This window comes from Bacillus mycoides, from assembly GCF_000832605.1.
In the GTDB taxonomy this organism is placed as follows: Bacteria; Bacillota; Bacilli; order Bacillales; family Bacillaceae_G; genus Bacillus_A; species Bacillus_A mycoides.
In genome coordinates this window covers 2,972,336-2,997,371 of record NZ_CP009692.1, presented here as the reverse complement: position 1 = coordinate 2,997,371, position 25,036 = coordinate 2,972,336, and the positions used below count along the sequence as shown (strand labels likewise).

The following is a 25,036-nucleotide window of genomic DNA, read 5'->3' as shown; positions in this document are numbered from 1 at the left end:
AAATTTATCTTTTTAATGTTGAACTTTTTTTACATACGAACAGTGCCATTTCAGTATAAAACGATTCTATTTTATTGTTTCCAAATTGAATTTTGAAAAATTCTTGCATTTCATTTGATGTTTTCATCATACACTCTGTTAACTTTACACGTTTTTGCATAGGAACATCCATCATATCGCACCACCAATCAAAATCGAACTTCTTGTCAAAAGTATGACATGACTGCATTTGTAAACCATGTTTTTCTAATAAAGTAATCCATTCTGTTTTTTTCAAAGCTCGTTCATGGCTTGGATCTCTCTTCTTTTCGATAAAGTTATAAAATGTATCAAACTCATTATTTTCTGGTGAAACGTTATCAATTAATATAAATAATCCATTATCTTCTAACGTTCGATTTACTTCAAAAATAAATTGCAAAGGATCAACAAAGTGATGTGCTGCAATTCGGCATGTAATTGTATCAAAGGAATCATCAGCAAATGGTAACCTTTCTGCATGTCCTGCTACAAATGATACATTTTCATGTCCGTTCCCTTCTATAAAACCTTTTGCTTTTTCTAACATTTTTTCTGTTAAATCAAGAGCGACTACCTCTTTGAACATTGGGGCTAACAAATTAGCAACATGTCCACCACCAGTAGCAATATCAAGAAGACGAGTATTATGACGAGTTTCAACTTGCTGAACTACATATTGTAAATCCAGTCCTTTTGCATGAATTTTACTTTTCACATACTTCTCTGCATTACTACCAAATTGTTGTTTCACAAGTTCTTCTTTACTCACTTTTATCATCTTCTTTCTATAAAGTATTATATTTAATTTATAAGTTCTCTTTATATAATTTCAAATCCTCTTTTAGTTTAGTCTCGTCTCTTGTACTAGAGACCTTCTATCAAAAAAATTTAACTCTTTTATTTTTTAGCACAAAACAAAAAAGGTTATGTGGAATTATCCCACAACCCCACAAAGTATCTCTTAAATTTGAGGATCTTCTTACACGTCTAATCCCCCTGTAACTTCACAATAACTTCTACTTCGCTATTAGTAGCCTCTCTTGCATGCAATCCATATCCATCCAGGACTATCATAAAGAATATCTATGTTGAAATGCTTCAACTTAGTAAGCTCTGACCTAATAAATTTATCCCTACTAGCGATTTCCTTATCAAGCAAGCCATATTCTTTCCCATTTTCAAATAGCGCTATCATCTTTCCTGCAAGTGGATGTATACGAACAATAAAGTGATATTCTTTTTCATTTATATTCGCTACAATCGTATTAGAATCAGGTACATCACATCTAGAATTCGGCATATTCATATCGGTCAGCTCCTTTATTGATTTCATTAATATCGCAACAGATTAATATTTAGATATTATTAATATAATGTAAAAAATATAAAAGCTGACTTCCCTTTAGAAATCAGCTTTTACACATTGTTTATCTTTAAACTTTTTACAAATTTTATAATGTTTCTTTCTCTTCATCATTTCCGGAAACTAAATCTCCTAAAACATCCACCGTAACTTCAACTACAAATTCACAAATCCCTGCTACAACTTCTCCAATTACTTCCTCCATCTTTCTACCCCCTTGTTTTATGGAACCTATTTGTAGTATAGAAGATACTGGTTAATTTTAACTATCGGCAAAGGTGACAAAAACATTACAGATTTGTAAGCTATTTCAATGTTTTTTTGAATTTATACTTCTCCCCTTTGAAACTTTAAGTATTATTAACAACCAGATAGGTCATCATAATATAAAGTATTTAAGAATCCTAATTTAAAGGAGGCGTGTAAAATATACTACGTAAAATTAATTAAAGGTCAATCTTTCTATGCTTTTGATCAACGATTCTTAGTGTCTCATGAAGAAGAGGTTTCGGAAAAAATTTTTAATTACTTACGCCGGAATGAATTCTTCGAAGTACGTAAAGAAGAATATTCCGCCTAAAGTATGAAAAGCATCAAAAAATGACTCTCATAATTGGGATTTTTTCTTGATGCTTTTATATTATCTCCCTTTATTCAACATTACTCCTCAATTCTCTTAAAATCTTATAGTATATGTCCAAGCTAATTCATCGTTACCTTCATATTTTAGTATATGAGGAGGTGACGAATATGACTCATATCATTGATTATCAAGCTACTCAACCTTTAAATAAAACAGGTGAAACAACTTTTGTAATTCCCCATTCCCCAGAAAAAGCAATTCTAGCAAGTATTAAATTAAAAATTTCAAGAAGAGATTCACGTAATAATCGAGTAGAATTAATTGCTACAGTTGGGGTTAAAGGTATAACTGAGATTTCACAAGTTTTATTCCGAATTTTCCGTGACAATACAGAAATCTTCAACGCTCAAGTAGGGATTGAATCTACAGATTCTGAGCAATTTTACGCGCAAACATTTCAAGCTATAGATCAAAATGTTAGCTGCGGGACTCACGAGTATTCATTAACTGTAGAAAACCTTACTAGTGGTGCAAGTGCAGACATTGTTGGTCCTCTGTCTTTTAGCGGCTTAGCTATTGGACAAGATCATAAGTGTTGCTAATTTAATCTATTTTGGTTTTTTGAGAAAAGTAAGACGCATTATCTGCGTTCTTACTTTTTTTATTTTCCCCACACTTACCTTCCCTTTGAATTTACTTGTGAATTTTTTGTATTTTTAGTTACCCATTGTATCACTTAATTCATCCTTTTTTTACAAATCAAAAAGATTGAAATCCATTAATGAAACACGTAATATAGACTCTGACTCTAAAAAAGTTCGTTAAAAATAATACATAAAATAAGGAGGTTTTATATACGAGTTTTTCATTTTAAAAGACAGAGAGGTTTTACATTATGTGGCGTAATAAAAATGTTTGGATTGTGTTAATTGGGGAGTTTATTGCTGGTCTAGGGTTATGGCTTGGTATTCTTGGTAATCTTGAATTTATGCAAAAATACGTCCCTTCTGATTTTATGAAATCCGTTATATTATTTATCGGACTGTTAGCTGGTGTTCTAGTCGGTCCAATGGCTGGGCGTGTCATTGATCAATATGAAAAAAAGAAAGTTCTTCTTTACGCTGGATTTGGTCGTGTTATTAGTGTTATTTTCATGTTTTTCGCTATTCAATATGAAAGTATCGCTTTCATGATTGCATTTATGATTGCACTTCAAATTTCCGCGGCATTTTATTTCCCTGCATTACAATCTGTAATTCCACTCATCGTTAATGAACATGAGCTATTACAAATGAACGGTGTACATATGAATATCGGTACAATCGCTCGTATTGCAGGTACTTCACTAGGTGGCATTCTTTTAGTTGTAATGAGTTTACAGTATATGTATGCCTTCTCAATGGCAGCATACGCTTTATTATTCCTCTCAACTTTCTTCCTACAATTTGAAGATAAAAAATCCGCTACATCAAGTAAACAATCAGCTAAAGATAATAGTTTTATGGAAGTATTTCGTATTTTAAAAGGAATTCCTATTGCTTTTACAGCACTTATATTAAGTATTATCCCTCTATTATTTATAGCTGGATTCAATTTAATGGTTATTAACATTAGCGAAATGCAACATGACCCAACGATTAAAGGATTCATATATACAATTGAAGGTGTAGCATTTATGTTAGGTGCCTTCGTTATTAAACGTTTATCTGATCATTTCAAACCTGAAAAGTTACTATACTTCTTCGCAATTTGTACCGCTTTTGCACACCTTTCGTTGTTCTTTAGCGATATTAAATGGATGGCACTTGCCTCATTTGGTTTGTTTGGATTTAGTGTAGGCTGCTTCTTCCCTATTATGTCGACAATTTTCCAAACGAAAGTCGAAAAAAGCTATCACGGACGTCTCTTCTCATTCCGTAATATGTTTGAAAGAGTTATGTTCCAAATTGTCTTACTTGGAACTGGCTTCTTCTTAGATACGATTGGGTTACAATATATGGTTCTCATCTTCGGAGTTATTTCGTTGTTGATTATTTTTATTTCCTTATCTAAGCAGAAACAATTTAAAAAACAAACGTCACAATCTGCGAATATATAAAACTAATACTTCTTAAGAATGGATCCCGTATTTTACTGGGTCCATTCTTTTTGAATTTCAAGGATTAAAATCTATTTTCTTTATGTAGTTCAAATATTTAAAGGAGTATCCCCTACTACTTTCGAATAAAATAAATTATAGATTTTTCAAAAAGGAGCTGTGGAAATGTCTTATGGCATCCAATTATTAATTATCCTTCTTTTTTCATTGGTCATGTTTGGCGTCCTTAATTTTATAGCCATTTCCTTATCTCAAAATAACTTTAAAAGAAGGATTGTTGCAGGTTTCCTATTTTTATTGTTAACTCCCATTATCTTTTTGACTACTACAGCACTCACATCTATATTCGATAAAGGTGGTTTGGGAGTAGCTAACCTAGTCTTCGTTATTTTAAATGTATATATTGTAAATGGAATTGTCATTCTTCTTTCCGCTTCATTTATCCTCAAAAAACATAACATAAGATAGAGTACTAGGCATGAATCTAGCATTACACTAGATTCATGCCTTTTCATTTTAAAAATCTCACCTTTCTCCAAATTTTTATGTGAAATTTAAAAATTCTTTATGAAAATTTAAACTTTATTTTTTACAATATTCCTATCGTATTCGCACGTTTATAAAAACGAATAAGAAAGGAGTACACAATGAAAAAGTTTCTATTTATTTTCCCTATATTAATCGTTCTACTTAGTGGATGTAGCAATAATGATATATACGGCTCTTGGGAAGTCATTGATAATAAAAAAGGTGAATGCCCTGTATATTATAAATTTGAAACAGTTGTGAAAGAAGAAAAGAAAGAAAAGGTTGTTCACAATTTAGTGGAAATGCAAACAACAAATAAAAAAGAGGATTTATTTAAAGGATCGTTTGTTAAAAATTCTAACGTGTATCGTATTGATTATGGTAACTCGTTTACATCGGATCAATCTTTAAAAGTTGTCGATAATGAATTAAATGTATACTTTTTTACAACTGAAAACACATGTACATATAAAAAAACAAACAATTAATCTTCATTTATAACGTAGAAAATATTTTCTACGTTATTTTTATATTTCCGCTTATTATCCTCCCTCTAAATTTGTCAATCGTTTTAATTTTCATAAAAAAATGATAAAATGTAAACATGTGTTTTCAGAATAATTAAAAATACAGAAAGAAAACACTGTTTTTAGGAGGGGTTTTGATGACTTACACTTTAGCAACTAGAATGAAAGCATTCCAATCTTCTATATTTAGTGAATTAGGGGCCTATAAAAAAGAGAAAATTGCAGCAGGTCATAAAATGATCGATTTAAGTATCGGGAATCCTGATATGCCTCCTGCTGATTTTGTGAGAGAAGAAATGGTACATACAGCAAGTGCAAAAGAAAGTTACGGATATACATTATCTGGTATTCAAGAATTTCACGAAGCTGTAACTGAATATTACAACAACACTCATAACGTTATATTAAATGCTGAAAAAGAAGTTTTATTATTAATGGGTTCACAAGACGGACTCGTTCATTTACCTATGGTTTTTGCAAATCCGGGAGATATAATACTAGTTCCTGATCCAGGATATACAGCTTATGAAACAGGAATTCAAATGGCCGGTGCAACATCTTACTACATGCCATTAAAAAAAGAAAATGATTTCTTACCTAACTTAGAAGTTATCCCTGAAGAAATCGCCAATAAAGCAAAGATGATGATTTTGAACTTCCCAGGAAATCCAGTTCCAGCAATGGCACATGAAGATTTCTTTAAAGATGTAATCGCATTCGCGGAAAAACATAATATTATCGTTGTCCATGATTTTGCTTATGCTGAATTTTATTTTGATGGTCAAAAGCCAATTAGCTTCTTATCTGTACCTGGTGCAAAAGAAGTTGGCGTTGAAATTAATTCTTTATCTAAAAGTTATAGTTTAGCTGGTAGCCGTATTGGTTATATGATTGGTAACGAAGAAATTGTCAGCGCGCTTACGCAATTTAAGTCTAATACAGATTACGGTGTGTTTTTACCAATTCAAAAAGCTGCATCCGCTGCATTACGACACGGCGCTGCATTTTGTGAAAAAAACCGTGGAATTTACCAAGAACGTAGAGATACTTTAGTGGACGGATTCCGCAAATTCGGTTGGAATGTCAATAAACCAGCTGGAAGTATGTTCGTTTGGGCTGAAATTCCGAAAGGATGGACTTCGCTAGAGTTCGCTTATGCACTTATGGATCGTGCAAATGTCGTTGTCACACCAGGCCATGCATTTGGTCCTCATGGCGAAGGTTTTGTACGTATTGCACTTGTTCAAGATAAAGTAGTATTACAAGAAGCAGTTGAAAACATTAAAAATAGCGGTATTTTCTCTATTGAAAAAATAGAAGAATTAGTTAAGAATTAATAATAACTCCCCTGCTTAACTTTAGCAGGGGTATTATTATTCCTGGAGGTACGATATGAATATTAAAGATACTCTTCCCCATCGCTATCCATTTTTAATGATTGATAAAATTACAAACGTTAAAGAATCTCAATCAGCTACAGGATACAAACTGATTACAAATAACGAGTGGTTTATTAATGAAAATCAAAACTATATGCCTCATATGCTAATTGTAGAAGCACTGGCTCAACTTAGTGCTTTTGTAAGTACAGGTGAATCTGAAGGACTTGGTTTCCTCTCCTCTTTAGATGGGGTGGAATTTTATGAAAATGCGTATCCCGGTGATAAACTTGACTTACATTATGAATTAACACGTAACAGACGAGGTTTTGTTCTTGGGAAAGGAATTGCCTCTGTAAACGGTCAATCAATCGTTACCATTGAAAAGCTATTAATATATCAAGCTGATTAAACAGATTACATAGTAAGGGGTAGGGAAATGCGGAATGTTGTTGGTATTGATGCTGGGGGAACATTAACAAAAATTGCTTACTTTAACGAAATGAACAAATTAGTTTTTGAAAAATTTTATTCATATGAACATGAAAGAATTAAAGAATGGCTTCATAATAATAATTCAATTACACAATTATGCATTACAGGTGGTAAAGCTACACAGTTAGAACAACTCCTTTCAAGTTCATATAAAATAGTAGAATTAAACGAGTTTGAAGCTACTTTAGCAGGAGTACGATACATACTAAAAGAAGAAAAACGTGCTATAAACAGCTTTGTATTAACAAATATCGGTACAGGTACTTCCATTCACTATGTTCACGACAAGCAATATGTTCGCGCTGGTGGAACTGGAGTTGGCGGTGGTACTATTATGGGTCTTTCAAAACTATTAACAAATATAGATCATTTTGAAGACGTGATTCCGCTTACGAAAATTGGTTCAAGAAACAGTCTAGATATTACAGTTGGAGATATTTATGGCGGGATTCTCTCCCCTCTTGATAATAACTTAACTGCTAGCAATTTCGGAAAAGCGACCATTACAGACTCAAATTATAGTAGTTCAGATATACTAGCTACCGTTCAAGGACTTGTCGGTGAAGTCGTCACAGCATTAAGTCTTCAATTCGCCGAAGCAAAAAATATTGACCATATCATTTACATCGGTTCTACTCTATGTAATAACGTACATCTTCAAAATATTATTAGTAGCTATACAGAATATCAAAACAAAATACCAGTCTTTTTACAAGACTGCGGTTATAGTGGTGCAATTGGTGCTTTACTTCATAGTTCGAAATAAAAAAGCTGACTTTTGTCAGCTTTTTTGCAATGGTACTTCAAATTCAATAATTGATTCTCCATTCTCACCAATTCGTTCCACACTAATTCTATCAATTACACAATTTAACTTCTCATGAAAACTAGGAATATCCTTCGCTATTTCAGTTGCTAACTCCGCGCTATCTTTTCTCCCAACTGTTACATGTGGTATGTATGGAATATCCGTTCTAAAAAATTGTAGTAAAGGACCTGTATACAATCTATCGTGCAATTCTTCTATTTTTTCTTTCCCTCTTTCAACTTCCAAAAATAGGTACTCTCCCTTGCTACTTATCCGGTTAGCAAACTCAATTTCAATCGGATGAACCCCTTTCGCCACTTTCAAAATATGTAATTCCAGCTCATCATTTGAAATGGAACTTTCAAACGGGAATACAATTGTTATATGAGGAGAAATTAATTCAAATAAAGGATCATGCTTTTCTCTCATACTCTCTATTTCATCTATGGGCATATTATGTAAAAACAGTAGAATTGTACGCACTTTTATATCCCCTACTTCCCCTCAATTTTTTTATATTTATCATATTGTATGGTAGCGTGAACCTCAACAAATTATTTTGCTTGCATATAAAAATAAAAAACTTCTCATTTGAGAAGTTTTCATATAGCATGGTTATTATTTTCTCGCCAAACTTTCCTAAACTTTATATAACAAGCAATTCTCCACGGAATAATATACGATACTGCAACTACGTAAAATAATAAACCTATTGTTTGCTGATCTAAGTCAACAATATATTGTCTTGAACCATATCTTAAAATAACAATTCCGATAAAAGTAATTAAAAAGGCAGCACTTTTTTTCGTATAAATGTTTCCGTCTTCTCTTCGCTCATAGTTTGTTAGAAATATAAGTGGGATTGCGAAAATCACCCCAATGGATGCTGCTATAGTCACTTGTAATATAGCTGGATGTACTGGACCAAAAAACAATAAAATACCCGGTGTTAAAAATAGTAATGGCCACAAAATACGTTTTCCCGTTCCCTTTATCGGCTTATACATAGAACGATATCGTCGCCAAAAAATTAGCAGTGCCACGCATAAAAAGACGGTTATTAGTGAAGAAGTATCTCCCATACAGTCTTCCTTCTCTCTTAAAGTATTTGTGCTTAAATCGTATCCTCAAAAGAAACTTTACGAATAAATAGAGCGCTAATTATAAAGTATATTAAAATAAGTACTATCGAAATTGATATAACATTGGGTATATCAATTAACGATTTACTATCAATAAATACCAATTCTTTCAAACCTACCTTACCATAAATTGTACTCGTCAACCCCAAGAAAAAAATCACACTAAAAGCAAAGCCTATCCAATTAAATCTTTTCTGAAAAATAGTTGTTAATTGAAATAAGCTAGCTAATAATAGATAGAACACGAACTGTGCAAAGAATTGTTCGATTGTATGTGCTCCTAAATTTATATGTTTCGTTTCATAAAATGTACCTTGTAAAAGCAAAACTTGTAGAAATGAAAAAATTACTGATTGTAATATGATAAAACATACTGAACCAATAAAGAATTGTAATCTAGTAACGCCAAATGAGACAACTGTACGAAATATGTCATCTTGAACAAGAAAAACACTTGCCACAATAAATATTGCAATTGCAATAGATGAATTATTGAAGATATCATGTAAAAATGCTACCTTTAGTCCCTTTATATCAGTTGCAGTTGTTGTCCATTTTATAAGTAATGCCACACACCAAAAGATAAGAATAGCCTTATAATGAAATTTCATATGTAACTTTAATTGTTTTAAAAGCATTTTCATTTCACCTCATTATCTGTTAGATAAATAAATAGTTTTTGCAGTGTTACTCTGTCTATTTCTAACCCTTCAGTTTCTATTAGCTCATAATCTCTAGCAGAAAGATCTCCCCATATCGCAGAAATCTCTTTATTCCCATACAACTCTTGTTTTACAACATTTTTCCCCATTAAAAAATTTGTCACTTTATCTTTATGTCCTGATATTATGTGTCCTTTTTCTAAAAAATCTTCCACAGAGGATTGAACAGCTAATGATCCTTCTTTTAATATGATTACATTTTCTATAACATGGGACACTTCCTCAACTAAATGTGTTGATAAGATGATTGTTCGTGGATATTCACTATAATCTTCCAATAATAATTCGTAAAACAACTCTCGATGTGCTGCATCTAAACCGGTAGTCGGCTCATCAAAAATAGTAATTGGTGCTCTACTAGCTAAACCTTTAATAATACCAACAATTGTTTGCATACCATGGGATAAATCATAATATTTTTCTTTTGCATTCAATTGAAATTTTTTAATAAGTTCCTCAGCATATTCTTGATCCCAATTTTCATAAAACATGTTACACAAATAAAAAACATCTTTTACCTTACTACTTAAATTAATGTTTTCTTTCACCTTTACGAAACAAATATTTCGCATCGCTTTACTATTTTCAAATACATTTTCACCAAATACAGATACGCTTCCACTACTTGAAATAATCTGACCTGCGAGTATGTTTAATAAAGTTGTTTTCCCCGCTCCGTTTCTTCCAAGCAAACCATATATTTTATGCTCTTCCAATGAAATAGTTACTTCGTTAACAGCTAATTTCTTTTTATATTTTTTAGACAAGTTTTTCGTTTCAAGTGCAATCATCCCTCTTTCCCCTCCTTCGTAATTTTGTGTATCATGTCCATCAATTCGTCTTTTGATATTTCTAGTACTTTTGCTTCTTCCCACACTTTAGGTAAATACTCGGTCATAAAAGTATTTTGTCTTTTTTTTAGTACGACTTCTTTTGCTCCCTTTGTAACAAACATCCCGATCCCTCTCTTTTTATATAAAATCCCCTCATCTACTAGTAGATTTACTCCTTTTGCAGCTGTAGCCGGATTAATTTGTAACATCTTCGCAAATTGATTTGTCGACGGAACTTGTTCTTCTTCAAGTAATATGTCTTTTAAAATATCAGATTCAATTGTTTCTGCAATTTGTATGTATATTAACTTATTTTGTTCTAGAGTAGGTTTCACGATTTCACCACCTTAGGTTCATAGGTTCATTACTTATGCAATTAACCATAGCACAACGTTATATTTTTTTCCATAATTTTCATCAAAAAAAGAATCATTCAATACTGAATGACTCCCTTAAAAAAATGTCCGTATTTTCAATCATAAAATAACCACATCTTCCTCCATATCACTTAGATTTCCGCACAGGATGTTCATTAAAAAATTGCTTTCGAAAATCTTTATTATTAACTAGCTTTTCTATTTTTTCTTGATTACCGTAAAAGAAATTCATTACGATTCCCTTATTCCATATAAGATCATCCTTTGGCAAATCATTAAATTCTTTATACAGTATGGGTAAAAGTTCTTCTCTTTTTAATGCAAAACTTTGATTTTCAATCTGAAACTCATACCCTTTCGCATTCGGTACTAAAACTGCAAGATAAATAGCATTAAAGAGAAAGTTCTTTTTCATCGTATCCTTTTCGTCAAACCAATACGTCTCAATGATATCTTCTGTTAAGTTACCGTTCTTTTTCTCACCGTATTTCACCGCGATCTTCTCATTTTTCAAATTTATACCTTGAACTGTTTCACCACCAGGTAAGTTTGTAACAATCGCAAACACATCGGAATTATTTCCAACGTATGTCCCCATATATTTTTTAAAAGCCCCAGGTTCAATATGTGATATTTCTTTTATTTGCTCCCCATTAGAACAAGCAGTAACAACTAATAAAATTGTTAGCATAACACCTGCTATTCTATTCATATACTTCATTAGACACCCCCACGTTCTATTTATTATCCAATCCATACAATGTATCCTTTAAAAAGCCCTTTTAAATATACGCATTTTAATCAAAATTAAAAATTTTCACTTTTTACGTTTACAATTATCCATTAATTGTATATAATTACTAACGTAAGAAAAATATTCTAAAAGGAGGTCGAAGGAAATGATGAAATTACAATTACATGCTTTAACTTTAGCGTTAACTGCACCTGTGTTTTTCGGACAATTAAATATGAATTCGACCACCCTAACGGAGAATTGAAAATCGTACTTTATTTCTATTAATTCATAAATTCGCCACAGGAGGTCGTATACTTTCCTGTGGCTTTTTCACGCCCAGCCATAGGAAAACGATATCTTCCTGTGGCTTTTTCGTGCGATTTTTTAGTCTCATACATTATTTTTTAAAGAAAGGAGCAACATTCGATGACTATTAGCGTATTGTTTTTAAGTATTACGATTCAAAGAAATACACTTTCCAAAGCTGAAATTCTTCATAATGAGCAAATTACAAAAGCTATGAATGATGTTAAGGAGCGCCAAGTGCTTTATTGCGATCACCTGTAATTCCTTTTCGAAAGGAGGAATTCGTCCATGACTTTTCATATTTTCTTTTTTACGACAGCACTTCAGAAAAAAACGTTATCTGAAGCTGAAATCTTTCGTAAACAACAATTAAAACAAACTATGGATAAAATAACGGACATTAAAAGTTCGTATTATACACAAATGTATTAAAATTTTTTTTAAAGGGGCAATATCCTAATGAAATTCAAAGCTTTCTTTTTAACTATCACCATTCAAAAACGTAAATCTTCAAAAGCTGAAATCTTACGTGAACAACAAATTAAAATTATTATCGACGAAGTAAAAGAGCGTCAGTCCTCTTATTACAATCGCCTTTACTAAATAAATTATAAAGGGGTAATTTCCTAATGAAATTTAAGGCTTTCTTTTTAACAATTACCATTCAAAAACACAAACTTTCAAAAGATGAAATTTCTCGTGAACAACAAATAAAAAACATTATGGATGATGTGAAAGAGCGCCAGTCCTCTTATTACAATCGTCTTTACTAAATAAATTATAAAGGGGTAATATCCTAATGAAATTTAAAGCTTTCTTTTTAACGATTACCATTCAAAAGCGTAAACTTTCAAAAGATGAAATTTCTCGTGAACAACAAATTAAAAATATTATGGATGATGTGAAAGAGCGTCAGTCCTCTTATTACAATCGTCTTTACTAAATAAATTATAAAGGGGTAATATCCAATGAAATTCAGAGTATTATTTTTAACAATTACCATTCAAAAAAACAAACTGTCTGAGTCTGATATGCTTCATGACCGACAAATTGAGCAGGCTATGTACAACGTAAAAGAACGACAAAGTCATTATTGTAGTCACCTGTAATTCCTATTCGAAAGGAGGAATTCATGTATGAAGTTTCACCTTTTCTTTTTAACCATTACGATTCAAAAAGAAACTATATCTGCAAATGAAGTAAAACAAGAGGAACAGTATAAAAAGATTATAGATGAAATTCGTGATCGTAGAAGCAAGTACTACACTCACTTATAATTGTTTGAACTTATATTAGAAATGAAAGGAGTCGATTATGATGTTAATAACGCGGTGTAAAGAAATGATTTGGATAGTTCAGAGGGATTCCACATAGTTCATTTAACAAAAATTCACCGCCTGATTTGATGTGTAAAAAATATACAATAATAAGTATTTCATACACTAAAAAATAAAAGATACACCCCTTTTTATTAAGCGGTGTATCTTTCTCAACATATTCTATTTCCGTTTACTTCGTTTCGTCTTAAACAATCTCACTAAGTTCGAAACAACTGTTTTTGTTACCGCATAAGCTGGTACTGCTAAAATCATTCCGATAATTCCCGCGAAATTACCTACCCCTAAAATAAGGATGATAATTGTCAACGGATGGATATTTAATTTTGAACTCATAATACGCGGTGAAATGATGTTACTTTCAAACTGTTGTACGATTGTTACTATAATAATTACGTACAGAGCTTGCATCGGAGATACGAACAGACCTATAATGACAGCTGGTGCTGCTCCGATAAATGGACCTAAGTTCGGAATTATATTTGTAAATGCTGCGATAATTCCTAAAACGAAAGCATACGGTAAACCGATGATTAAATAACCAGTAAATGTAAAGGCACCAATAAACATACAAACGAGCGCTTGACCTTGAATATATGCAGATAATGTTTCGTTCGTTTCCTTTATGATACGAAGTCCTTCTTCACGGTAAGACTCTGGTAATACACTAACAGCTTTTCCTGGAAATGCATGTCCATCTTTAAACATATAAAATAAAATGAACGGTACTGTAAAGATAACTAACGCCACGTTCGTGATAATACCAAATAAAGCCGTTGCACTCGACGTAAGTGTGTTTGGTATTTCCTTTAAGTATTCAATTGCATTTTTCTCAATTGTCTCAATGGAAACGTAGTTTTGTGTAGATAGCCATTCAAATAATCTATGATGGGATAGATCTTGTATGTATACTTTTCCCTCTTTTATGTAAGTCGGCATATTTTTTACTAAATCCATTAACTGTTGTGAGATGGTTGGAACAACTACTCCAATAGCAACTCCAGTTAATGTGATGATAAAAAGATACAGTAGTAAAATCGCTAAACCTCTAGGTACTTTTTTATTCTCCAAAAAGACTAACAATGGGTTAAATATGAAGTATAAAAATAACGCGATTAAAATTGGGAAAAATAATGTTGATATGAAGATACCAATCGGTTGAAATAGAAACGATATTTTTGTGCAAATAAATATAATTCCTACAACCATCAGCACTTCTAATGTCCAAAAGTGCACTTTCGATTTCAAAAAAACGTCCTCCTTTAAACTAGCACTTCTCTTCATTGTACCAAATTAAACTTAGATTTCACATAATATTTTCCTTTACAATATTCCAAAATCCCATTAAATACACTACAATGAGATTACAGACAAATTTGCAGGTAAAGGTGATAAATATGACACAATGCATCATTTGCAGAAAAGATACGAAAGAACTTAGTGAACAATATGTCATTCCAGAGATATTATGTGGATATTATTTCATAAATTCAATTTGTGATTCATGTCATGAACATATGACAACAAATATTGATCGTCCTTTAATTAGACATAAATTAAGTCAATATAAGATTGAGCAAATGAAAAAACAAATCGATTCCCCTCTCTATACGAATGAACATGGTGAGGAGCTAGCAGCCGCTGAGACAGATGTAGTCGAAGTAAGTGATGAGATACTTTATTCCAATGCATTAATTATGAAACTATGTAAAAAGCACGATATTTCATTACATAATGAAATTTGGAAAGAAGAGCGCGTAACAAAAGTAGCTAGTTCTATTCAACGTGAATTGCTTTTAGATAACCGTAAATATAAAATGAGTGTATTAAAAATGGCTTATACTTTTGCTGTACAAACAATTGATGGCTACTTTGACGATCCAGATGCGATTGATATTTCTACCATTCTATTAAATGCCGATTTCATGGAATTAAAGGAAAAGAGTATCGTTCGTGACTTAAGCAAAAGCTCTTTATGGAATACATTAAATACAACGAGCGAAAACCATTACTTTATTTTACTTAGTGATAAAGACGGTCTATTCTGCTTCATTCGCCTATTTGATATTTTTGATGTTGTTGTTCATTTATCAGAAAAAAGATACAATCTTCCATCACCAATTGTCGGCGTAAATAATGTAGACAAAAAAGGATTTTTTGTGGAAAGTTTAAAACAGTATATGGATGGGCTATTTAAAGAAACTACACGTTCTATTTAATCCATATAGGAACATACGGTCTCCTTTCTTCATGAAAAGACACTGTGTTATAATGAGTGTGAAAAGAACAATACAATCACATAAAACAATTAAAACCTGTATATAAATAAAAAAGACTAGTGTGCGGCTACACACTAGTCCACGTAACTTAGCAGATTGGATTGTTCATTTATCCTATTTGTTTCGTACAAACACAACAACCCACTTTCTATAGGCATAGGTGGGTTGTTATTTTTTGAGCTTGTCAATTAAGACGACAATAAACGTTAACAATGCAACGAGAAACAGTCCACCTTGCAGCAGCAACGCAATTTCACTCACGAATTATCACCCCCCTCCTACTTTGGAGAAGTGATAATTGAACAACCAACCGTACCATAAGTTACCTCTTAATTTTATCATATTTATTAATTGTTTACGATGAAAACCCGCAAGCTTAAAAACTTGCGAGTTTTTTATTTCTCACTATTTTTTTAAAGCATATGCATCAGCTATCATTTCACCAACGATTTTATTTTCTTGTTGCTTCTCGTCTTTTAATAAAGGGAATAACAGTTCTGCCACTTCTTCCCCCTCCTTGAACTGATTCATATAAATGAATGGATTCGGTTTTTCCAATCAGCGATACGTTATAGAATTAACTACATATTATAAAAACATTTCCTATAAGTTAACTAGTCTTTATTTAAAGACACATATGATTCGTTTGAACATCGTTACTGTTTGTTTGAAATACAGTTCGATTTATATTCATAAAAATTGTATATTTCTTTATTTGAAAGGTATTTTTCACTTACTATTTTTATGGTCCTTAATCCGCTGTAACCAATAAGAAAACTCACATGCTAAATGCATTTGATGTGATTTAATAAGACTATTAGGACAAAGTGCTGGGAACTCAACAACTAGACTTACTTCTATCCCAGTATCAATATCTTTAAATTGATGCCGAACTCCACCAATAATAGTACCATCTTTCATACGTGCAACACCTGTTGATTGGTATTGGTAAGACTTATCTCTAGGTGTTTTCAATCCCGTTTCGTCACCAAAAACAATGAAAAATTGAACTGGGAACGGAGAATTACCTGTAGTTTCGATAACCTCTAATTCATTTTCCCCAAAGGGGATTAGTACATAGTGATCAGGACAAGCCGATAAATTCACTTGATTATTTTCACGTGATTGTTCAAGCATAAAACTATCAATTCCATTTATAGCTTCTTCTGCTGTAATCCCATCTAAATAGATGCTTGTTTTTGAAAATTTTCGTCTATCACCAGATAAAACAGTACAGATACGCATACCTATTCCACTTAATCTAAGTTTTGATTTCAGTTTATCATACATTTCATTATATGAATATTTCAACTTTACTTCCGTTAGCTTTTTTATCATGACGTCTGTATCATTTATTTCAGGCCCTTTATGTCCTAATGTATTTAATGCTTTTTTAATACGTTCTCTTTTCCATTTTGTAAGTTGCTCTTGCGAAATATTGTTTCCATCGATAATAATCTTCATATACATTCACCTTCTTTTTGATCGTATCGTAGTGTAGTTAATACTAAATTAACCATTTCTTGCTTCGTATCTAGATTCAACTTTACTTCTGAATGAGCAACACTGCTAAGACCGTATAAAATAAATCCAGAAGCTAATGAGGAGTTGTCAGTATAAAAAATCCCCGTTTTCACTCCTTCTTCAATTACTTGTCGAATTAATGGTTGAATTCGTGTGAATAATTTCTGTTCCAGTTGAAAATGTTGTTCCGTCTGAAACGAACTCACATTTTTATAGGGTGCTAATTTTTCAATAAATGTCCAAAATATATCTAGAGAATCTTTCATCTTCTGCATTACAGACCGTTCATTTGAAATAAGTATTTCTTCAATTAACTCCATATTTTTCACAATGAAGCTATTTAAAGTCTCATCAACAAAATCTTCTTTAGATTTAAAGTAATAGTAAAACAACCCTGTTGCTACACCAGCCCGACTAACAACATCTTTTATGCTAAATCCTCCCATACCATTTTTCATATATAGTTCAAAACCAATATCCATTAACTCTTGGCGTCTTATATCGGGTTCTTTTGATATTCTTTTCATACGTCATCTCCTACTATGTTTTTTACCACGACTGAATCTGATTCAATCATAAACGACTGAACTTGATTCAGTCAATCTTATTTGATAAATTTAAAAATCAATTTAGAAACTAAGCAACAAAATTCCTACAAAAAAAGAGTAATCCCAAGAAATATGCTTCTAACCTTAGATTTATCAAAAAAGTTAGATCATATAACTTGAGACTACTCATTTTCATTAAACACGTATTCTCTTTTCAAATCGATTAAACTTTATTTTAGCCGCACCATTTCTGTCTCTACAATCATTTGAGGAAGCGACTTTTGAATTATTTCCTTTAATACATAAAGAGCTTCATCCACATAGCCACCTTCAAAACTCTCTAAGGGCTCAGGTAACTCATCCTCATCTAAAATAAAACATTCTCCACTTGGCATTACCATAATATCAATAATTAAGTCTTCAAATGACACTAGTTCGTCTGTTATTTGCGTATTTTTTACAACATTAAAATAAGCGCCTAAATACATTCCGTTCTTATCTCTCCATATGTATAAATTGTACGGACGATTTTCCCAGTAGTATGCAATGGTGTAACTTCCTTTTGGGATTGTTAAACTCGAATCATTTGTATTCATCGTAAATGAATACTGAACCTCATAAAATAACACGATACTTTGCGATTTCTTTTCAAGTATTAAGCAATTGTGATCTACTATTGTCGAGTCATATCGGATTTTCCTTTCTATAATTTCACTTTTAGGTGTTCGTAATTTATTCATTTTTTTGTTTCCCCTTATGCTATTTCTAGTCTTAATTATATCCGTTTATATAGCGATAAAGAAGTGTACGGTCTACAATTACACAATAAAACCCCTTCTTATTTAGAAGGAGTTTTTCACTATCCACCATTCATATGTTTTAACCTTTCAGTAACCGCATCATAAAATTTTCGTTTCTCATCAACATTTAAGTGAACACGACTTACTGTTTTAGTAAATCCATACAACAACTGCACTTTCACTGGCTCTTTTAGCGTTATTTCAAAAGTAGCAGGTTCTTTTATGAACTCCATAACAGTTGCATCCAGCACCTCTTTTTCTTCTTTTGCTGTTAGGGATTCCCCCTTGTAGAATGCAATATTATCAATTTGTGTAAATGGCAATACAACTTTCTTTCCTAATCCAATTTGAATGATAACTTGTTCTTCTGTTACGACAATTGGATTTTTACGCATCGCTTGTATTTCAGCTAAAAAATAAATCATCGCATATACGTTTAGTATGAGTAAAATCCAAGCTATTACTGGATTCCATTGATGAAGTAAATAGTGAAAACCGATACTTTCAATTACTGTTGCGTGAATAATCATAATATAAACACCTATAGCGCCGGTCTTTTTGTGATAGGAATATGTGCATTCACCATCTGGTACTTTTTCACGCCACGATAAAAATGCATAATAGATTAATTTACACTCAGTAAGAATGATACTTACAGCCTTACTTCTTTTCATAGTAGCATCAAACGCTGCATCAATCGCATAAGAAAATGAAGAATACTCACTTCTATATTCTTTATATCGTTTTATTATTTTAGGAAGTACTCTTATAATTTTATATATAAGAAACAGTTCAAAACATACGAACACAATTTCTCCAGCAACTATTACATACGAAACAAATGAAAAAGCTTGTAAATAATCACTAGGAATTATAAATCTTGCGAATACATATCCAGCTATAACTACAGGAAACATATACGTTAACGAATATCTTTTCCGTATAATAAAGAAATATGTGATGACTGGAATTACAAACATAAAATCTAATAATGAACCGAGGACTACTTCTTTCGGGGCAGCTGGCACTATTGGCAGGGCATACAATAAATAGTTTGATAACATAATTAAAGATACGAGTCCAATCCAAATGCCTTTTTTCCTTCTTGAAATTGATGGATTCATTCTTTCTCTCCTCTATTAAAAAACCTCATTTAAATGGTCTTTATAAAATGAAATAGCACGTTCAAATTCTTTTATCTCATCTACTTTCACAACTGTCTCTAACAGTAATTTCATCGCTTCTTCATGTTCGTTTACGTTATATTTTGCTAATGATAAAAACACTTTCATCACGTCATTTTCCGGGAACTTCTTTATCCCTGCTTCTAATAAAGTAATCGCTTTATCATATTCCCCTATACAACGATACGTACTGCCAAGACCGATATACGCACCGCAAAGGGATTCACCATCAAGTCCGTTCGCAATTGCCTGTTCATAATACGGAACCGCCTCCGTTTCAAGACCCATTACATCATGTATCCAAGCACATTGATATAGTACTTCTGCATCCCTCGTAAAGTTTGTTAATCCTATAAGTATCTCTCTAGACTGCGCATATTTCTTTTCATTTCTAAGTTTAATAGCTTGCTTTAATAAATGTTCCATACAATCCACTCCTCACAAAATGTTCATTATGCATATATCATGTATTACACATTTACGAGCAGCTAATGGCCTATTTATTCCATTGACTCAATTTAATAATTAGTGAGGGCTAAGTTCCCCCACTAATTTAATATTAACTCCATTACATACTATGCGACTGCATCTCTTTCTAAAAGCTTAAATTTACATCGCAGTGATACGATTACATAAATGCTCTAACATATTGACAATTTCTTTTGCAGTTTCATCTTTCCCATTACATAACTTCACATTACCGTCTTGTCCAATAACGTGATGCACAGCACCGCGAGAATATAAAGAATGCGGTGAGTTTGCTACCATTACACTTGCTTTTGCATCTTCCATTCTTTTACTTGCTCTTTCAATAAGTTCTGCTTCATTTACGTCACTTTCAAGTTTAAAGCCAACGAGTATCGTTTCTGGATCCCAACTCTTTATTTGTTTTAATACTTTTGGCGCTTTTTGAAAATGAATAATTGGAGCGATGTCACTTGAAATCTTTCCGTTCATATTAAGAACATTTCCATCTGGATCACAAATCTTTTCGACAACCCAATCTGAGCCAGCAGCAGCCATAATAACTGCATCTACTTTTTCATGTGTAATAATACTTTTCATCTTATCTTGTAAATCAATAATCCCCTCAAATGGGTGCAATTCTAATTGGTTATTTACATCCATTGGCTTCTCAGCGAAATAGCCATGCAAATATATTACATGTGCGCCCTTTGTCATTAGCTCTTCCGCACTAATTCTTCCAATCGTACCTTTTGCTAAATTTGTATGTCCACGTACTTGATCCCATTTTTCTAGGCAGCCGCCGCTCGTAATTAATACTTTTTTCTCCTGCATAATAACCATCCCTTACTGATTTTTCGCACGAAACCACTCTGTTCCAAAGTCAACTGCATCACGCTGCCTCATAAAACGGCACGTCGCATTCCCTATCTTCCCACGCGTAACTGTTCCTTTAAGCTCATATTCAACTCCGATTTCTACAAACGTATCAGAATCGTAATCCATTTCAACGAATTCTTTCCATACTCTTATACCTTCTTCTATAATAGGTGCTCCTACCTTTATTAACTCGCGTGCACCTGTACGTACCTCAGATAAATGTATAGACGTATTAGAGTCATAACCAACACCAAGTAATAATATGTATCCATCTAAATCGTATATTTTTCGTAATGGCGATTCTTCACCAAAACTTATGGAAAGTGAATGATTCGCTGTAATTTCTTCTGCGTGTTGCCCCCATGCTGCAAAACTACTGAGTGGATGATTACTGCGCAATACATTCGGATATGTACGAAAACATTCAACTACTTCTCCCATTGCCCTTGTTGGTGTTATACGTGGATCAAATGCTGGGACGTTATCCCGAATAATTTGCCACCATTCTTCTGGTACAGGTGGTCTTGACCAATGTTTTGGATCGGATAAATCCGAAGATTGCGTCGGCATAATTATCGTTCCTTCTTCTGTAACAACTTTCATTAACGCTTCTACTACGGCAACTGCACCGCCTGATATCCAACCGATTGAACTTAATGAAGAATGTACAATAACTGTCATTCCCTTTTCTATCCCTAATGCTTTTAAATCATTTGTAATTGTTTCGATTGTATTTGGAAATTGTGTATTCGCCACTATGTCATTCATTTTCACGATTGTTCCCCCATTTTGCTTTAAACTAATACATACATATATTATCATATTTTTCTTAATTTTTAACTTAATCATTCCAATTACTATACCTCTGTCGTTTTTATCATATCGGAAACAGTTAAATTATTGTATATTAATTTAAAATAAATATAGAAAGGTAAACACAATCAAAAACTTTCAATCTAGCAATCTTAATTTATACTAATATGAAATAGCCCATCACAAATGATGAGCTATTTATTTTATTCATTCTCTAAATAACAATAAAACCTCTCTACCCCCAGATATTTCTCTCCCAAGCTTTCAATCTTAAAGTTACATTTCTTGTAAAATCCGACTGCCTCTGTATCTGTCTCAGCCTCAATATATGTTAACTCATATTCCCTAATTATTTCTTTAATCATTTGAAGTGCAATTCCTTGATTGCGATATTTTTCATCAACAGCTATGTGACACATTCTCGCTCTATTTGTATGAATTAGCGCTATACCTATGCAACCCTTATTCCCATATTTATATAGCACTGCCTGATCATTTTTATACATTGAAACTGCTTTAAATAAGCTTGCTTCACTCGGACCGGTCGCATGCTTTAATACTTTTTTAATGGGATCTATTTCTAAATGCTCAACACGTTGTAACATCCTATCTCATGAAAAAAGATTAGCTCTTTATTGAAAAAGAGCTAATCTTTTTATGCCGTTATTTTCTCTTCTTTTTTCACAACTACAGCTACATAACTATGAAGTATCATTCCGACAATTACAAGACTCATTCCAACCCACGATAAAGAAGACGGAATTGGAGCCGATAACCAGAGCAGCTCTCCTACTAATGCAAATAAAACTTCACCAGACTGTGTCGCCTCGACTGTTGCTAATTTTTGCGGATCATCTTTTACAAGATCTGTCGCAAAGAAGAATAATACCGTTGCGATTAACCCTGAACTAACTGCTACAATAAAACATTGGAAAACTTGACTACTTGACGGTAGTCCGCCTGTTGATACTTCATAACCAGATAGTAAAAACCAAAATGGTAAACTTGCTAATGTCATACCGAGAACTCGTTGGAAGACATCTAATTCGCCCTTACATACTTGCATCATTTTTCTATTTCCAAGTGGATATGCAAACGCAGCAATGAGTACAGGAACCACACATAAAATGGTTTCACGAATCCCTAAAGAAGAAGCGTGTTCTACTTGCATAAGAACAACACCGAATAAAATAATGCCTGACATTACTAATTCTTTCATTGGAAGTTTTTTATGTAATGGGTCTACCGCAAAAAATGGTGTTAACAAAATCCCTGCAACTATTGTAATTTGCCAAGTCGAAGCGACAAGCCACCCCGGTCCAAACGCACCAGCGAAACTAAGCGGTGCATAAAAGAGACCAAACCCTACAATACTCCATAACAACCACTCTTTCGGATTGTTTTTCATATATTGCAAGAGTTGTTTTAAATTCCCTCTATACATGACAATAAGTAGTAGCATTGGAACCATAAAGTAATACCGTAGTGATGCACTCCAAATCCAACTCCCGCCCCCTAAGTCCATCGACCGGTTTAACACAAAGGTAAAGGCAAAGAAAAACGATGCCAATATCCCTACTGCAATAGCTTTCATTATAAAACCCCTTATATAGTTTCTTTTTCTACTATATAACAAAATGAATATAATTAATATTCAAAAATTTAATCATACATGCGGTCTACTTCTATATAACTTTCGTAATCGACTAATATGAGCTTGATGGTACCGATTATGATCGGCTATATGCCATATTCCCCACCTTATAGTCGCATTTTCTCCCTTTTCATAAAAAACTTCTCGTGTTAAATCATTTTCTGTTAGTTTCATACATTCCTCATAAAACATATGTTGCACAGCTTCATAATCTTGCATTAATTCTTGTAATTTGTACTTTCTTAAACTAGGCAATTTTCCCATTTCATTCAACATTGGTCCATATTTATTTTCAAGTGCAGGCGGAACTCCCTCTCCTTTTAAACGGTACACCCAGTGTAAATCGACTACTGCTAAATGCTGAAGTAGCTGTCCAATGTTATTTTCATTATTTTCAGACCCTTTATAGGATAGTTCGTTCTTTTCAATACCTTCGACTAACCTTTGCAATCGTTTAAATGTATCAGTAACCGTTGCATACAAAATTGCCACGTTGGGGTTCATATCTTTTTCTAAATGGAGATCTTTCATGATAATATCCTTCCTTTAAAGAAACAACACCATATTTTCATCATCACTATACACACCATTCACCTTTATAGCTCTTTTTTCAATTCCATACGTTTTAAAGCCCATTGATTCATACAATTTTTTTGCTGGTTCGTTTGTAGATACAACACCTAATGTCAATTGCTCTAGTTTTATATCTCGCGCTCTTTGAATGGCATTTGTTATTAACTCACGTGCCAATCCGTTCCGCCTGTTTTGTGCATCTACATACATCGCAACGATATGACCTTTATGTTTATACGCCTCTCTCTCTTCTGTTAGTAAAGTGACAACTCCAACTAAATGATTTTCTTCATTAAATGCACCAAATGTACAACTAGTAGTAGCTGTTAAATTACTTTCCACTCGCTTAATAGGATTTTCCTGGCGAATCGCCTCTTCATAAGTTGTTACAAATGCCTCTGGATTTACTTGTAAAGCTTGTAAACGTAAGTCCCAATATTTTTCCGCATCTTCTTTCGTAAGTAATCTAATCATTTTCCCCATCCCCCTTTTAGTTTACATAACATTTTTATAGACTATTAAATAAAGATTGATATTCTTCTTTTAACATACTATAACGATAGCGATGAATGAACTTCCCTTTACGTAACCGATCATTTCTCATTATTCCTTCACAAACAAATCCTGCTTTTTCATAACTCTTTCTAGCTTGTAAATTATCTTCGTCTACTCGTAGCCATATTTTTTCTAATTCGAATACAGAAAAGCCAATTTGTAACATACTGTATAGTGCTGCCATTCCATATCCTTTACCCCAATATTCTTTATTTCCAATGGCAACCCCTAGTTCAGCATTTTTATTTGTATTATCAAAGTTTTTTAGGTCTATCCATCCAATGTGTATACCTTCCTTTGTAACGATAGCTCGTTGTTCATAACCATTCCCTCGACTTATGCATGCTTCAATCCACCTTCTCGTATCTTCACGAGTGAACGGTGGATATTGATCTGGTACAACTAAATGCTTGGTTACTTCTGTATCTAATGACCATTGATATCGATCTTCTACATCATCTATTGTCAGTTCTCTTAATTGAACGAATGGTACATTCACTTTGCTAT

The 25,036-nt window shown here is 32.7% G+C and carries 37 protein-coding genes and 2 pseudogenes; 16 read left to right on the top strand and 23 right to left on the bottom strand.

The genetic code is table 11. The annotated features are described in order from the left end of the window. Positions 1–4: 4 nt before the first annotated feature. Together BG05_RS17335 and BG05_RS17330 are read right to left on the bottom strand one after the other, a co-directional pair. Complete coding sequence (locus BG05_RS17335) at positions 5–790, bottom strand: class I SAM-dependent methyltransferase (RefSeq protein WP_002192837.1); 786 nt, start codon at positions 788–790, stop codon at positions 5–7. A gap of 218 nt (positions 791–1,008) precedes the next feature. Then, a pseudogene (locus tag BG05_RS17330) lies at positions 1,009–1,327 on the bottom strand (hypothetical protein). Between the two features lie 484 nt (positions 1,328–1,811). Between BG05_RS17330 and BG05_RS29775 the strand changes: the two are divergent. The 8 genes from BG05_RS29775 to coaW all read left to right on the top strand — a co-directional run bounded on the left by BG05_RS29775 (position 1,812) and on the right by coaW (position 7,760). Then, positions 1,812–1,964: a YqbF domain-containing protein gene (locus BG05_RS29775; protein ID WP_078179002.1), complete on the top strand. Its 153-nt coding sequence runs from the start codon at positions 1,812–1,814 to the stop codon at positions 1,962–1,964. 170 nt (positions 1,965–2,134) lie between these two features. Beyond that, the gene (gene exsC, locus BG05_RS17320) at positions 2,135–2,569 is read left to right on the top strand and encodes an exosporium protein ExsC (RefSeq protein ID WP_002165595.1); all 435 of its coding nucleotides are present in this window, start codon (positions 2,135–2,137) and stop codon (positions 2,567–2,569) included. A gap of 293 nt (positions 2,570–2,862) precedes the next feature. After that, positions 2,863–4,065 carry an MFS transporter gene (locus tag BG05_RS17315; protein WP_002032512.1) on the top strand — a complete coding sequence of 401 codons (1,203 nt, stop codon included), beginning with the start codon at positions 2,863–2,865 and terminating at the stop codon, positions 4,063–4,065. A 165-nt stretch (positions 4,066–4,230) separates the two neighbouring features. Further along, positions 4,231–4,533: a hypothetical protein gene (locus tag BG05_RS29770; RefSeq protein WP_080564368.1), complete on the top strand. Its 303-nt coding sequence runs from the start codon at positions 4,231–4,233 to the stop codon at positions 4,531–4,533. Positions 4,534–4,712: 179 nt separating this feature from the next. Then, on the top strand, positions 4,713–5,081 hold the full coding sequence (locus BG05_RS17305) for a hypothetical protein (protein WP_002127817.1): 369 nt from the start codon (positions 4,713–4,715) through the stop codon (positions 5,079–5,081). A gap of 176 nt (positions 5,082–5,257) precedes the next feature. Continuing rightward, positions 5,258–6,457 (top strand): LL-diaminopimelate aminotransferase, encoded by a 1,200-nt coding sequence (locus tag BG05_RS17300; protein WP_033734031.1) that lies wholly within the window; start codon positions 5,258–5,260, stop codon positions 6,455–6,457. Positions 6,458–6,512: 55 nt separating this feature from the next. Next, entirely contained in the window at positions 6,513–6,911 is a 399-nt protein-coding gene (locus BG05_RS17295) for a 3-hydroxyacyl-ACP dehydratase FabZ family protein (RefSeq protein ID WP_003189702.1), read from the top strand. Between the two features lie 27 nt (positions 6,912–6,938). After that, positions 6,939–7,760, top strand: a complete 822-nt coding sequence (gene coaW / locus BG05_RS17290; protein WP_003189700.1) for a type II pantothenate kinase — start codon at positions 6,939–6,941, stop codon at positions 7,758–7,760. Positions 7,761–7,775: 15 nt separating this feature from the next. Here coaW and BG05_RS17285 read toward each other — a convergent pair whose 3' ends face one another. The 6 genes from BG05_RS17285 to BG05_RS17260 form a co-directional block, all read right to left on the bottom strand. Next, positions 7,776–8,285 carry a 2'-5' RNA ligase family protein gene (locus tag BG05_RS17285; RefSeq protein WP_002127821.1) on the bottom strand — a complete coding sequence of 170 codons (510 nt, stop codon included), beginning with the start codon at positions 8,283–8,285 and terminating at the stop codon, positions 7,776–7,778. Positions 8,286–8,404: 119 nt separating this feature from the next. Next, a complete protein-coding gene (locus BG05_RS17280; RefSeq protein ID WP_002127822.1) occupies positions 8,405–8,884 on the bottom strand; it encodes a CcdC family protein in 480 nt (159 codons plus the stop codon). A gap of 32 nt (positions 8,885–8,916) precedes the next feature. After that, a complete protein-coding gene (locus BG05_RS17275; protein WP_033734029.1) occupies positions 8,917–9,588 on the bottom strand; it encodes a DUF4052 family protein in 672 nt (223 codons plus the stop codon). Beyond that, the gene (locus tag BG05_RS17270; protein ID WP_002127824.1) at positions 9,585–10,457 is read right to left on the bottom strand and encodes an ATP-binding cassette domain-containing protein; all 873 of its coding nucleotides are present in this window, start codon (positions 10,455–10,457) and stop codon (positions 9,585–9,587) included. The genes BG05_RS17275 and BG05_RS17270 overlap by 4 nt, the downstream gene beginning before the upstream one ends. Beyond that, positions 10,454–10,834: a GntR family transcriptional regulator gene (locus tag BG05_RS17265; RefSeq protein ID WP_000805182.1), complete on the bottom strand. Its 381-nt coding sequence runs from the start codon at positions 10,832–10,834 to the stop codon at positions 10,454–10,456. Before BG05_RS17265 ends, BG05_RS17270 begins: the two co-directional genes overlap by 4 nt. 169 nt (positions 10,835–11,003) lie before the next feature. Further along, complete coding sequence (locus tag BG05_RS17260; RefSeq protein WP_003189690.1) at positions 11,004–11,597, bottom strand: DUF4825 domain-containing protein; 594 nt, start codon at positions 11,595–11,597, stop codon at positions 11,004–11,006. Between the two features lie 441 nt (positions 11,598–12,038). Here BG05_RS17260 and BG05_RS17255 point away from each other — a divergent pair, with 441 nt between their 5' ends. From BG05_RS17255 to BG05_RS17230, 7 genes are read left to right on the top strand one after another with little or no spacing between them, the layout of a single operon-like run. Then, the gene (locus BG05_RS17255) at positions 12,039–12,179 is read left to right on the top strand and encodes a YrzI family small protein (protein WP_000156202.1); all 141 of its coding nucleotides are present in this window, start codon (positions 12,039–12,041) and stop codon (positions 12,177–12,179) included. Between the two features lie 27 nt (positions 12,180–12,206). Continuing rightward, positions 12,207–12,350: a YrzI family small protein gene (locus BG05_RS17250; RefSeq protein ID WP_000142704.1), complete on the top strand. Its 144-nt coding sequence runs from the start codon at positions 12,207–12,209 to the stop codon at positions 12,348–12,350. 27 nt (positions 12,351–12,377) lie between these two features. Beyond that, positions 12,378–12,521: a YrzI family small protein gene (locus BG05_RS29760; RefSeq protein ID WP_003189685.1), complete on the top strand. Its 144-nt coding sequence runs from the start codon at positions 12,378–12,380 to the stop codon at positions 12,519–12,521. Between the two features lie 26 nt (positions 12,522–12,547). Further along, entirely contained in the window at positions 12,548–12,691 is a 144-nt protein-coding gene (locus BG05_RS17245; protein ID WP_000668953.1) for a YrzI family small protein, read from the top strand. 26 nt (positions 12,692–12,717) lie between these two features. Continuing rightward, on the top strand, positions 12,718–12,861 hold the full coding sequence (locus BG05_RS17240; RefSeq protein WP_002013394.1) for a YrzI family small protein: 144 nt from the start codon (positions 12,718–12,720) through the stop codon (positions 12,859–12,861). Positions 12,862–12,886: 25 nt separating this feature from the next. Further along, the gene (locus BG05_RS17235) at positions 12,887–13,027 is read left to right on the top strand and encodes a YrzI family small protein (RefSeq protein ID WP_000672237.1); all 141 of its coding nucleotides are present in this window, start codon (positions 12,887–12,889) and stop codon (positions 13,025–13,027) included. 27 nt (positions 13,028–13,054) lie between these two features. After that, entirely contained in the window at positions 13,055–13,195 is a 141-nt protein-coding gene (locus BG05_RS17230; protein WP_002065956.1) for a YrzI family small protein, read from the top strand. A gap of 222 nt (positions 13,196–13,417) precedes the next feature. On the opposite strand, the gene BG05_RS17225 is transcribed toward BG05_RS17230, so the two are convergent. Further along, on the bottom strand, positions 13,418–14,503 hold the full coding sequence (locus BG05_RS17225) for an AI-2E family transporter (protein WP_000837889.1): 1,086 nt from the start codon (positions 14,501–14,503) through the stop codon (positions 13,418–13,420). A 149-nt stretch (positions 14,504–14,652) separates the two neighbouring features. Here BG05_RS17225 and BG05_RS17220 point away from each other — a divergent pair, with 149 nt between their 5' ends. Then, positions 14,653–15,474, top strand: a complete 822-nt coding sequence (locus BG05_RS17220) for an HNH endonuclease (RefSeq protein ID WP_000189680.1) — start codon at positions 14,653–14,655, stop codon at positions 15,472–15,474. A gap of 228 nt (positions 15,475–15,702) precedes the next feature. Here the strand turns inward: BG05_RS17220 and BG05_RS31585 are convergent, their stop codons facing one another. The 14 genes and pseudogenes from BG05_RS31585 to BG05_RS17155 form a co-directional block, all read right to left on the bottom strand. Further along, the gene (locus BG05_RS31585; protein ID WP_001289319.1) at positions 15,703–15,795 is read right to left on the bottom strand and encodes a putative holin-like toxin; all 93 of its coding nucleotides are present in this window, start codon (positions 15,793–15,795) and stop codon (positions 15,703–15,705) included. A gap of 144 nt (positions 15,796–15,939) precedes the next feature. Then, a pseudogene (locus tag BG05_RS17215) lies at positions 15,940–16,053 on the bottom strand (alkanesulfonate monooxygenase); the annotation flags it as partial. A gap of 210 nt (positions 16,054–16,263) precedes the next feature. Continuing rightward, positions 16,264–16,998 carry a hypothetical protein gene (locus BG05_RS17210; RefSeq protein ID WP_033734026.1) on the bottom strand — a complete coding sequence of 245 codons (735 nt, stop codon included), beginning with the start codon at positions 16,996–16,998 and terminating at the stop codon, positions 16,264–16,266. Continuing rightward, on the bottom strand, positions 16,995–17,585 hold the full coding sequence (locus tag BG05_RS17205) for a TetR/AcrR family transcriptional regulator (RefSeq protein ID WP_003189672.1): 591 nt from the start codon (positions 17,583–17,585) through the stop codon (positions 16,995–16,997). The genes BG05_RS17210 and BG05_RS17205 overlap by 4 nt, the downstream gene beginning before the upstream one ends. 251 nt (positions 17,586–17,836) lie before the next feature. Continuing rightward, complete coding sequence (locus BG05_RS17200; protein WP_001038143.1) at positions 17,837–18,346, bottom strand: ribonuclease FAU-1 family protein; 510 nt, start codon at positions 18,344–18,346, stop codon at positions 17,837–17,839. A 119-nt stretch (positions 18,347–18,465) separates the two neighbouring features. Further along, positions 18,466–19,530: a hypothetical protein gene (locus BG05_RS17195; RefSeq protein ID WP_002142204.1), complete on the bottom strand. Its 1,065-nt coding sequence runs from the start codon at positions 19,528–19,530 to the stop codon at positions 18,466–18,468. Between the two features lie 15 nt (positions 19,531–19,545). Then, positions 19,546–20,016, bottom strand: coding sequence for a tetratricopeptide repeat protein (locus BG05_RS17190; RefSeq protein ID WP_003189662.1), 471 nt, complete (start codon positions 20,014–20,016; stop codon positions 19,546–19,548). 183 nt (positions 20,017–20,199) lie between these two features. Next, positions 20,200–20,889, bottom strand: coding sequence for a phosphopantothenoylcysteine decarboxylase domain-containing protein (locus BG05_RS17185; RefSeq protein WP_033734023.1), 690 nt, complete (start codon positions 20,887–20,889; stop codon positions 20,200–20,202). 12 nt (positions 20,890–20,901) lie between these two features. Next, positions 20,902–21,702 (bottom strand): AAC(3) family N-acetyltransferase, encoded by an 801-nt coding sequence (locus tag BG05_RS17180; protein ID WP_129146794.1) that lies wholly within the window; start codon positions 21,700–21,702, stop codon positions 20,902–20,904. A 248-nt stretch (positions 21,703–21,950) separates the two neighbouring features. Further along, complete coding sequence (locus BG05_RS17175) at positions 21,951–22,352, bottom strand: GNAT family N-acetyltransferase (protein ID WP_002127840.1); 402 nt, start codon at positions 22,350–22,352, stop codon at positions 21,951–21,953. Positions 22,353–22,402: 50 nt separating this feature from the next. Next, positions 22,403–23,341 carry a DMT family transporter gene (locus BG05_RS17170; protein WP_002013410.1) on the bottom strand — a complete coding sequence of 313 codons (939 nt, stop codon included), beginning with the start codon at positions 23,339–23,341 and terminating at the stop codon, positions 22,403–22,405. A gap of 72 nt (positions 23,342–23,413) precedes the next feature. Beyond that, the gene (locus BG05_RS17165; RefSeq protein WP_002127841.1) at positions 23,414–23,932 is read right to left on the bottom strand and encodes a DinB family protein; all 519 of its coding nucleotides are present in this window, start codon (positions 23,930–23,932) and stop codon (positions 23,414–23,416) included. Positions 23,933–23,947: 15 nt separating this feature from the next. Then, entirely contained in the window at positions 23,948–24,448 is a 501-nt protein-coding gene (locus tag BG05_RS17160; protein WP_002032747.1) for a GNAT family N-acetyltransferase, read from the bottom strand. 34 nt (positions 24,449–24,482) lie between these two features. Next, the gene (locus BG05_RS17155; RefSeq protein WP_002185628.1) at positions 24,483–25,028 is read right to left on the bottom strand and encodes a GNAT family N-acetyltransferase; all 546 of its coding nucleotides are present in this window, start codon (positions 25,026–25,028) and stop codon (positions 24,483–24,485) included. Positions 25,029–25,036: the final 8 nt, after the last annotated feature.

Coding starts and splice junctions, on each gene's coding strand:
- exsC (WP_002165595.1), top strand. CDS start 2,135: ATGACTCATATCATTGATTATCAAGCTACTCAACCTTTAAATAAAACA.
- BG05_RS17315 (WP_002032512.1), top strand. CDS start 2,863: ATGTGGCGTAATAAAAATGTTTGGATTGTGTTAATTGGGGAGTTTATT.
- BG05_RS29770 (WP_080564368.1), top strand. CDS start 4,231: ATGTCTTATGGCATCCAATTATTAATTATCCTTCTTTTTTCATTGGTC.
- BG05_RS17305 (WP_002127817.1), top strand. CDS start 4,713: ATGAAAAAGTTTCTATTTATTTTCCCTATATTAATCGTTCTACTTAGT.
- BG05_RS17300 (WP_033734031.1), top strand. CDS start 5,258: ATGACTTACACTTTAGCAACTAGAATGAAAGCATTCCAATCTTCTATA.
- BG05_RS17295 (WP_003189702.1), top strand. CDS start 6,513: ATGAATATTAAAGATACTCTTCCCCATCGCTATCCATTTTTAATGATT.
- coaW (WP_003189700.1), top strand. CDS start 6,939: ATGCGGAATGTTGTTGGTATTGATGCTGGGGGAACATTAACAAAAATT.
- BG05_RS17280 (WP_002127822.1), bottom strand. CDS start 8,884: ATGGGAGATACTTCTTCACTAATAACCGTCTTTTTATGCGTGGCACTG.
- BG05_RS17275 (WP_033734029.1), bottom strand. CDS start 9,588: ATGAAAATGCTTTTAAAACAATTAAAGTTACATATGAAATTTCATTAT.
- BG05_RS17270 (WP_002127824.1), bottom strand. CDS start 10,457: ATGATTGCACTTGAAACGAAAAACTTGTCTAAAAAATATAAAAAGAAA.
- BG05_RS17260 (WP_003189690.1), bottom strand. CDS start 11,597: ATGAAGTATATGAATAGAATAGCAGGTGTTATGCTAACAATTTTATTA.
- BG05_RS17255 (WP_000156202.1), top strand. CDS start 12,039: ATGACTATTAGCGTATTGTTTTTAAGTATTACGATTCAAAGAAATACA.
- BG05_RS17250 (WP_000142704.1), top strand. CDS start 12,207: ATGACTTTTCATATTTTCTTTTTTACGACAGCACTTCAGAAAAAAACG.
- BG05_RS29760 (WP_003189685.1), top strand. CDS start 12,378: ATGAAATTCAAAGCTTTCTTTTTAACTATCACCATTCAAAAACGTAAA.
- BG05_RS17245 (WP_000668953.1), top strand. CDS start 12,548: ATGAAATTTAAGGCTTTCTTTTTAACAATTACCATTCAAAAACACAAA.
- BG05_RS17240 (WP_002013394.1), top strand. CDS start 12,718: ATGAAATTTAAAGCTTTCTTTTTAACGATTACCATTCAAAAGCGTAAA.
- BG05_RS17235 (WP_000672237.1), top strand. CDS start 12,887: ATGAAATTCAGAGTATTATTTTTAACAATTACCATTCAAAAAAACAAA.
- BG05_RS17230 (WP_002065956.1), top strand. CDS start 13,055: ATGAAGTTTCACCTTTTCTTTTTAACCATTACGATTCAAAAAGAAACT.
- BG05_RS17220 (WP_000189680.1), top strand. CDS start 14,653: ATGACACAATGCATCATTTGCAGAAAAGATACGAAAGAACTTAGTGAA.
- BG05_RS17210 (WP_033734026.1), bottom strand. CDS start 16,998: ATGAAGATTATTATCGATGGAAACAATATTTCGCAAGAGCAACTTACA.
- BG05_RS17205 (WP_003189672.1), bottom strand. CDS start 17,585: ATGAAAAGAATATCAAAAGAACCCGATATAAGACGCCAAGAGTTAATG.
- BG05_RS17200 (WP_001038143.1), bottom strand. CDS start 18,346: ATGAATAAATTACGAACACCTAAAAGTGAAATTATAGAAAGGAAAATC.
- BG05_RS17195 (WP_002142204.1), bottom strand. CDS start 19,530: ATGAATCCATCAATTTCAAGAAGGAAAAAAGGCATTTGGATTGGACTC.
- BG05_RS17190 (WP_003189662.1), bottom strand. CDS start 20,016: ATGGAACATTTATTAAAGCAAGCTATTAAACTTAGAAATGAAAAGAAA.
- BG05_RS17185 (WP_033734023.1), bottom strand. CDS start 20,889: ATGCAGGAGAAAAAAGTATTAATTACGAGCGGCGGCTGCCTAGAAAAA.
- BG05_RS17180 (WP_129146794.1), bottom strand. CDS start 21,702: ATGAATGACATAGTGGCGAATACACAATTTCCAAATACAATCGAAACA.
- BG05_RS17175 (WP_002127840.1), bottom strand. CDS start 22,352: ATGTTACAACGTGTTGAGCATTTAGAAATAGATCCCATTAAAAAAGTA.
- BG05_RS17170 (WP_002013410.1), bottom strand. CDS start 23,341: ATGAAAGCTATTGCAGTAGGGATATTGGCATCGTTTTTCTTTGCCTTT.
- BG05_RS17165 (WP_002127841.1), bottom strand. CDS start 23,932: ATGAAAGATCTCCATTTAGAAAAAGATATGAACCCCAACGTGGCAATT.
- BG05_RS17160 (WP_002032747.1), bottom strand. CDS start 24,448: ATGATTAGATTACTTACGAAAGAAGATGCGGAAAAATATTGGGACTTA.